Origin of the sequence: Pseudoalteromonas sp. TB51, from assembly GCF_000498055.1 — a bacterium.
GTDB classification, from domain to species: domain Bacteria; phylum Pseudomonadota; class Gammaproteobacteria; order Enterobacterales; family Alteromonadaceae; genus Pseudoalteromonas; species Pseudoalteromonas atlantica.
This window is the reverse complement of sequence record NZ_AUTO01000080.1, coordinates 1-5,954: the sequence shown is the minus strand read 5'-3', so window position 1 is coordinate 5,954 and position 5,954 is coordinate 1. Positions and strand designations below refer to the sequence as shown.

Genomic DNA, 5,954 nt, shown 5'->3' with positions numbered 1-5,954 from the left:
GCCAAGCCGGTAATTTTGAGCTAAACGTAATGCTACCTGTTATTGCGCACAATATTTTACAAAGCATTGAGTTACTTGCTAATAGCGCCCAAGCATTGGCAGATAAAGCCATTGCGAGTTTTAAAGTAAACCAGCCCAATATTGATAAAGCACTGGCCAAAAATCCAATTTTAGTGACAGCGCTTAATCCGGTGATCGGTTACGAAAAAGCAGCCAAAATAGCTAAGCAAGCCTACAAAGAAGCCCGCCCAATTATTGATGTCGCAGAGCAAGAAACCGACCTTCCACGCAGTGAATTAGAAACACTGCTTAACCCCACTAAACTTACCCAAGGCGGTTTATAAAGATAAATCTAAAACGGCTTTAATTACTTGATAATATAGTTTTTATTGCCGTTAAAAATGCACCGTGTATGATAGTGATGAATAATTCATCACTATCAAGGTTTGTTATGCGTACTCCACTGTTAGCCCTACTTTTACCACTTTGTTTAACTGCATGCCTCGAAACAACATCGCAAGATGCACCAACTAACTCGGTGAACGAGCTTAAAGAAGTACCGCATAAAGAAGTACCTCAACAAACCAGCAGTGAAAACAAGCACAAAAACCCTACTGATGCATCGCAACCCATAAAAACCGCTTTAAAAGCAGTATCACTTAACGACATTAAAACCGCAAAAAGCGAGCTTAATACGTTAATTGCCAATACACAGTGCGATACCTCTGCACAATGTAAGGTTATGCCTGTAGGAAGCAAAGCTTGCGGCGGACCAAGTGATTATGTTGTTTACTCAACAAAATCAGCTAAAGAGGGGCAAGTCAGTTCGCTTGCAAAGCAAATAACAACGCTTGAAAAAGCCTACAACACACAAAATGAAATGATGAGCACGTGCCAGCATTTAACTTCGCCAAGCACGCAGTGTGTTGAAAATAAATGTGTTAAACTTGAAGGTTCAGCGGTAAGTGTATTTTAAGGACAAGGTTATGAGTTGTTTACCATCAGCAATTAAATTATCAATTGTGAGTGTTGCCACCAGCGCTATGCTATTACTTAGCGGCTGTGCAAGCACATCATCAAGTACTGAGCAAAATCAGAATTTGTCTGACTTGAACTACGATCTTAATAACATTGTTAGTGATAATAGTTGCACCGCGAGCTTTCAATGTAAGGTACTCGAAGTAGGTGCACGAGCATGTGGTGGGCCAAGTAAGTATGTTGTGTATTCAACGCTTAATACCTCTCAAGAGCACGCCGAAGAAGTTGCCCAAAAAATTACACAACAACAAAAAGCGCAAAACAAAGCGCAAGGTTTAACCGATTGCTCACCGGTACTTGAGGTACAAACCCTGTGTATTAATCAGCAATGCCAGGCATTTGATATAAAATAGCGCAAACGCCAATTTCAGCGTTAACCTATAAAAGGTATTAACGCTGAAATAACCACCACCAACACCACACAAATTCCTGCTTTAACAATATATTTCATTGGCATTTCTTTTTTTACCCAGTACGCATAAATAAATCGCACAAAGTAACTTGCAGCTGTGCCAAATAAAGCAAAAATAATTAAGTAAGCAATTAAAATAATATTCATATAAATCTAAATTAACTACTTAGTGTTTTTTTTAGTATGAGCAATTAATAACTCTGCTACTTGTTGCTTTACGGCTCGCTTATCATCACTTTGGACATTAAACCGCGTTGCAAGTTGGGCTATTTCATCATCGTTTAAATTAAACGATAGGCGCTGACGTGTTTTTTTAGACTTTACATCTAAGCCTAAAATTTTACGGATCATATCTGAGGGCGTAAGCTCTTGGTCAATGGCCTGCTTTTTTATCGACTTTTGTACTTCGCTGCTTAAATCAAATGCCATTTGTGTGGCACGCACGGCTTGCTCTTGACGTAACCATTTGTCTTTAGCATCACTCACTTCGCATCTCCTGGAAACAAGTCGACTATATCGGTAATTGGGCGTGTTAGCGTTAGTGACACTTCGGTCTCACCGCCATCCCATATTTCAATATTTAAGCCATGCCCTTCGTCTGGCGATGCTAAGCAAATCATTTCACAAGGTTCGCCACCCTCTTGCTCATAGCGCGGTAATGACTGGCCACGAAAATCTTTGTTATGGAAATAGCACACATAAGGCGATTCACTTTGCTGATAGCTTTTAGCTAAAAACTGCATAAACTGCTCTGGCGTATTTTGCACCTGTATATGGGTTAACGACTCTTCATCAAAAATACGTGCAAATTCGTCTAGCCCAAATATTTGCTCTACGTCGTCACGCTGAATTTTGATTGAAAAATTAGCCCACTGCTCGCCATCATCTTGCTCAATTTGTAAAAATACCACCTGTCCGCTGTTCGTCTCAAGCACAAACTCAGTATCACTACTGTGTTGATATTGATAGGTTTGAATATCAATAACACGCAGCGTTTGCCCTTTTAACCACGACGGATACGCAAATGAATCGATAACGCTAAACATGTCACCTTTTTTAAGCTCACTTGCATGGTTAAGCTGACGTTCTGGCTCTTTTTTAGATTTGAAAAAATTAAACATAATGAGGCATCCCTTAAGCAAAAAAGGTAACTAAGCCACGCTTAATTACCTTTTATTATAAATGTACGAACTATTAGCCGTTTTGCTTGGCTTTAATGCGCGCTAAAATATCAGCACTTTTTGGGCTTGTATCGCCAATACCGGCTTCAGCCATTTTTGCTTTTAAATCGTCGCCATTTGTATCTGACTCAAGTTGCTTAGCAGCGCCTAACTGGTCACTACGATCTTGCTGGCGTTGTTTAATACGCTCAAGCGACTGACGGGCCGATGTCATAGACGAGCTATTAGTATTAAGCGTGCTGTTAACCGCCATTGTTGCTTGCTGTACGCTTTCTGTGGTTTTAACCATAGTAAGCTGACGCTGGTTTTCTTTAATTGACTTTTCAGCGTCTTTAACTTGTTGTTTAAGCGCTACAATATGATTGCTAAAACCTGCTAATACTTGCTCGTTTTCAGCTTTTTCAGCTTCAAAGTCGCCAATTTTTTCGGCAATTTCTAATGCTAAGGCTTCGTTACCTTTTTCAAGTGCTTGGCCTGCATATGCTTCGTGCTCAGCAATTGATGCATCAACTGCGCTAATTTTACGCTTAGTTTGCATTTCTTTAGCCATTACTTCTGTAAGGCTCTTTTTAGCACGATTAAGTGCATTTTGCGCATCTGCTATTTCTTGTTCAAAAATACGAATGCCGTTTGCATCTACAATTGCTTCGCCCGCTTCACGCGCGCCGCCACGTACTGCTGTAAATAATTTTTTTAATATACTCATAATCTTAACTCCACTAACTAGTTACTAATCGTTTAAATACAAGGTCACGGCTTCTAGTGCGTCAATAGCGTTGTCAGCTAGTGTCACTAGTTCGTGGGTAATATCATCTAATGATGAATTTACCGACAGTGCACCAAAAATCGCGTATTTGTTATCGATTTTAGCAAATGCACTCAGTGGAATTGGCACGTTTAAACGTAGTAGTGTTTCGTTTAACTCGTTGCGTAATTCACTTTTTACTTCATCTTCGCCAAACAAGTAGCTAATACATAACAACTGCTCTTGTGTTTGCGTAACAAAAATTGGAAGTTCATCGTTTCCATCAACTATGACTTGTAAAACATCTTGCTCACCAGGGTTGGCAATCAAGAAAGACTCAAAGTTAGCGCCTTCTGTTTCAAAAGAAGCTAATTTTATTGAAAGTTCATTTAATTCCATGTCTCTGCCTTTTTGCTGTTTGACATATTATGTCTGAGTTAAGATTCGCATGGCCGACATATTATGTCAACCATGTTTTATTAATTTTTATACAATTCGCTTTCTATCTGCCACGCATTACGGTAGTAATCATATAGCTGGCCCGAACCTAACCTATTGACCTTAATACTTTTAACTTGTTCAAAATACTGGTTAGGAAATACAAAGCTGGCTAATAAATATTCTTTACTTACCCACCTTGATGGCACCGGCATAGCGCTTATATTTTTAATTCGCCCACTGGCTGGTNCCCGCCGCTTTTACCGTTTTAGCAATACTTAAAAATGCTTTTTTGGCATGATAAGGCGAGGTAGACTGCACAGCCATTGCGCCATCGGAAGCTAACAATTGACGTACATGGTTATAAAAATAGTCGCTGTACATTTTGTTTAAATCGGGATGATTAGGGTCCGGTAAGTCAATTAAAATAGTGTCAAATTGCTTACCTTGATCTAGGAGCCTTTCAATCTCTAAAAACGCATCTCCCACAATAATATTGGCGCGTGGGTCTAACATCGATTGTTTATTTAGCGCTAATAACCGCTTACTTATAGACTCAGGCGCTGTAAAATCACCGTCTTTATGGCCAAATAAATTAAGCAGCTGTGCATCTAAATCAATTAACGTTACGTCGTTCACTGGCCACTTTAAAACATCTCTAAGGGCAAGCCCGTCGCCACCACCAATAATTAATACGCTATCGTGCCGGTTTGATGCGAGCATTGCCGGATACACCAGCATTGAATGATATATTTGCTCATCAATACTCGAGAACTGTAAACGCCCATTCAAATACAAGTCGGTAATAGGCGCTGGCTGATTTTTACTTAAGCGCTCGGTTAATACTACATGCTGGTATTTAGTTGCTTGTGAGTAAATAACTTTATCTTTATAAAGTACATTACTTAAGCTGTTCATCCAGCTACTTCCCATCACTAAAATAAACCCAAACAGTGCCAGTAACACTATATGGCAAACTAGAAGTGCCTTAGCAAAGCGCACATGAGCATGGTAGCGCCATAAAAAGGCGAGCCCTGCCAGTATATTAAAAAGAGCTGTCCACGCTGCAGCTTGCATTATAGGCATCGCCAGCATAATGCTTACCCAAATAGCCGCACCAATACCCGCGCCAATATAATCGGCACCATAAATAGTGCCTGCATTGTTTTCTAAAAAACGCCCGTACACATGTTGGCGAATACGTGCAATAAGCGGTATTTCCATACCAATAAATAAACCCAGTACTAAACCAAACACATAAGGTAAAAAGCGTGACCACTCTTGCAGCTTTTGAAATACATAGCCATTGAGCACAACATCTGGAGGTAAATTAAAAATACTAGAAAACAAATGAGGAAGTGAATAACTTACAGCAATTACACCGGCTATTGCCAAAATACAGCCCATGCCAACCAGGGCAATAATACTTTCAAGCCAAGCAAAGGCGGTAAAGGCATCTTTAAACCAACGGGCTAAAAATGCGCCTAAGCCCATGGCAACTATCATTGTGCCAATCATGGCATAGATAGCACTCTCTACAGAGCCCAGTACCCGCCCTGCGTAATGCGAAAGTAAGTATTCATAAATAAGGCCGCACCCAGCGAGTACGGCCATAACAGTTATTAGTAAAATATCGTGCCCAAGTAAACGTGATTTACTTGGGCTAGTTGTAGTTGATGACACTGATTATGCGCCTAGTAAGGTTGCCATAGTAATACCCACAGCAAACGACACTGCAGCAGAAATAGCACCTACACCTACATTTTTCTGACGGTTAACTTCATCTGAAATATCACAACCTGATAAAATTATTTTGATGGTGATTAAATGCAAAATGATGAATGCCACTAAACTTACAATCGCGCTAATAGCCCAATAAAGCAGGCTAGCATTAATGTTATCGGCCGCATACGGTGCAATACCTGATGCCGCAGTAATAGCTAAGGCACTTCCTACTAAAAAGCCTGCGTAGCGTATACCTACAGCTAAATTGCCATCAATAATGGCTTGTTGTAAACAATCACCGCTTTTATTGGTACGCTTAAATAATTGTACGCGGTATTGGCTTACAAGCAGTAGTGCAACACTGCCAATAATAAAGGCAGCAATAACGATAGGCAGCCCGTGCCAACCCTCTGTT

The 5,954-nt window shown here is 40.2% G+C and carries 7 protein-coding genes and 3 pseudogenes (1 of these 10 running past the window's edge); 3 read left to right on the top strand and 7 right to left on the bottom strand.

Annotated features, from left to right (window positions below):
• The 3 genes and pseudogenes from L650_RS0103660 to L650_RS0103650 all read left to right on the top strand — a co-directional run.
• Nucleotides 1–344, top strand: a pseudogene (locus L650_RS0103660) (class II fumarate hydratase) (it extends 989 nt beyond the left edge of the window).
• A gap of 68 nt (nt 345–412) precedes the next feature.
• Nucleotides 413–976 carry a hypothetical protein gene (locus L650_RS0103655; RefSeq protein ID WP_164835534.1) on the top strand — a complete coding sequence of 188 codons (564 nt, stop codon included), beginning with the start codon at nt 413–415 and terminating at the stop codon, nt 974–976.
• A gap of 10 nt (nt 977–986) precedes the next feature.
• Entirely contained in the window at nt 987–1,391 is a 405-nt protein-coding gene (locus L650_RS0103650) for a hypothetical protein (RefSeq protein ID WP_029772226.1), read from the top strand.
• Between the two features lie 20 nt (nt 1,392–1,411).
• On the opposite strand, the gene L650_RS0103645 is transcribed toward L650_RS0103650, so the two are convergent.
• The 7 genes and pseudogenes from L650_RS0103645 to L650_RS0103615 form a co-directional block, all read right to left on the bottom strand.
• Nucleotides 1,412–1,597 carry a hypothetical protein gene (locus L650_RS0103645; protein ID WP_004589143.1) on the bottom strand — a complete coding sequence of 62 codons (186 nt, stop codon included), beginning with the start codon at nt 1,595–1,597 and terminating at the stop codon, nt 1,412–1,414.
• 15 nt (nt 1,598–1,612) lie between these two features.
• Entirely contained in the window at nt 1,613–1,936 is a 324-nt protein-coding gene (locus L650_RS0103640; RefSeq protein ID WP_029772225.1) for a hypothetical protein, read from the bottom strand.
• Nucleotides 1,933–2,571, bottom strand: a complete 639-nt coding sequence (locus L650_RS0103635) for a DUF4178 domain-containing protein (protein WP_024032119.1) — start codon at nt 2,569–2,571, stop codon at nt 1,933–1,935. The genes L650_RS0103640 and L650_RS0103635 overlap by 4 nt, the downstream gene beginning before the upstream one ends.
• Nucleotides 2,572–2,644: 73 nt before the next feature.
• Complete coding sequence (locus L650_RS0103630; protein ID WP_029772224.1) at nt 2,645–3,337, bottom strand: PspA/IM30 family protein; 693 nt, start codon at nt 3,335–3,337, stop codon at nt 2,645–2,647.
• Nucleotides 3,338–3,361: 24 nt separating this feature from the next.
• Entirely contained in the window at nt 3,362–3,775 is a 414-nt protein-coding gene (locus L650_RS0103625; RefSeq protein WP_004589139.1) for a YjfI family protein, read from the bottom strand.
• 80 nt (nt 3,776–3,855) lie between these two features.
• Nucleotides 3,856–5,497, bottom strand: a pseudogene (locus L650_RS0103620) (polyamine aminopropyltransferase).
• Between the two features lie 3 nt (nt 5,498–5,500).
• A pseudogene (locus tag L650_RS0103615) lies at nt 5,501–5,954 on the bottom strand (DUF350 domain-containing protein); the annotation flags it as partial.

Coding starts and splice junctions, on each gene's coding strand:
- L650_RS0103655 (WP_164835534.1), top strand. CDS start 413: ATGATAGTGATGAATAATTCATCACTATCAAGGTTTGTTATGCGTACT.
- L650_RS0103650 (WP_029772226.1), top strand. CDS start 987: ATGAGTTGTTTACCATCAGCAATTAAATTATCAATTGTGAGTGTTGCC.
- L650_RS0103645 (WP_004589143.1), bottom strand. CDS start 1,597: ATGAATATTATTTTAATTGCTTACTTAATTATTTTTGCTTTATTTGGC.
- L650_RS0103635 (WP_024032119.1), bottom strand. CDS start 2,571: ATGTTTAATTTTTTCAAATCTAAAAAAGAGCCAGAACGTCAGCTTAAC.
- L650_RS0103630 (WP_029772224.1), bottom strand. CDS start 3,337: ATGAGTATATTAAAAAAATTATTTACAGCAGTACGTGGCGGCGCGCGT.
- L650_RS0103625 (WP_004589139.1), bottom strand. CDS start 3,775: ATGGAATTAAATGAACTTTCAATAAAATTAGCTTCTTTTGAAACAGAA.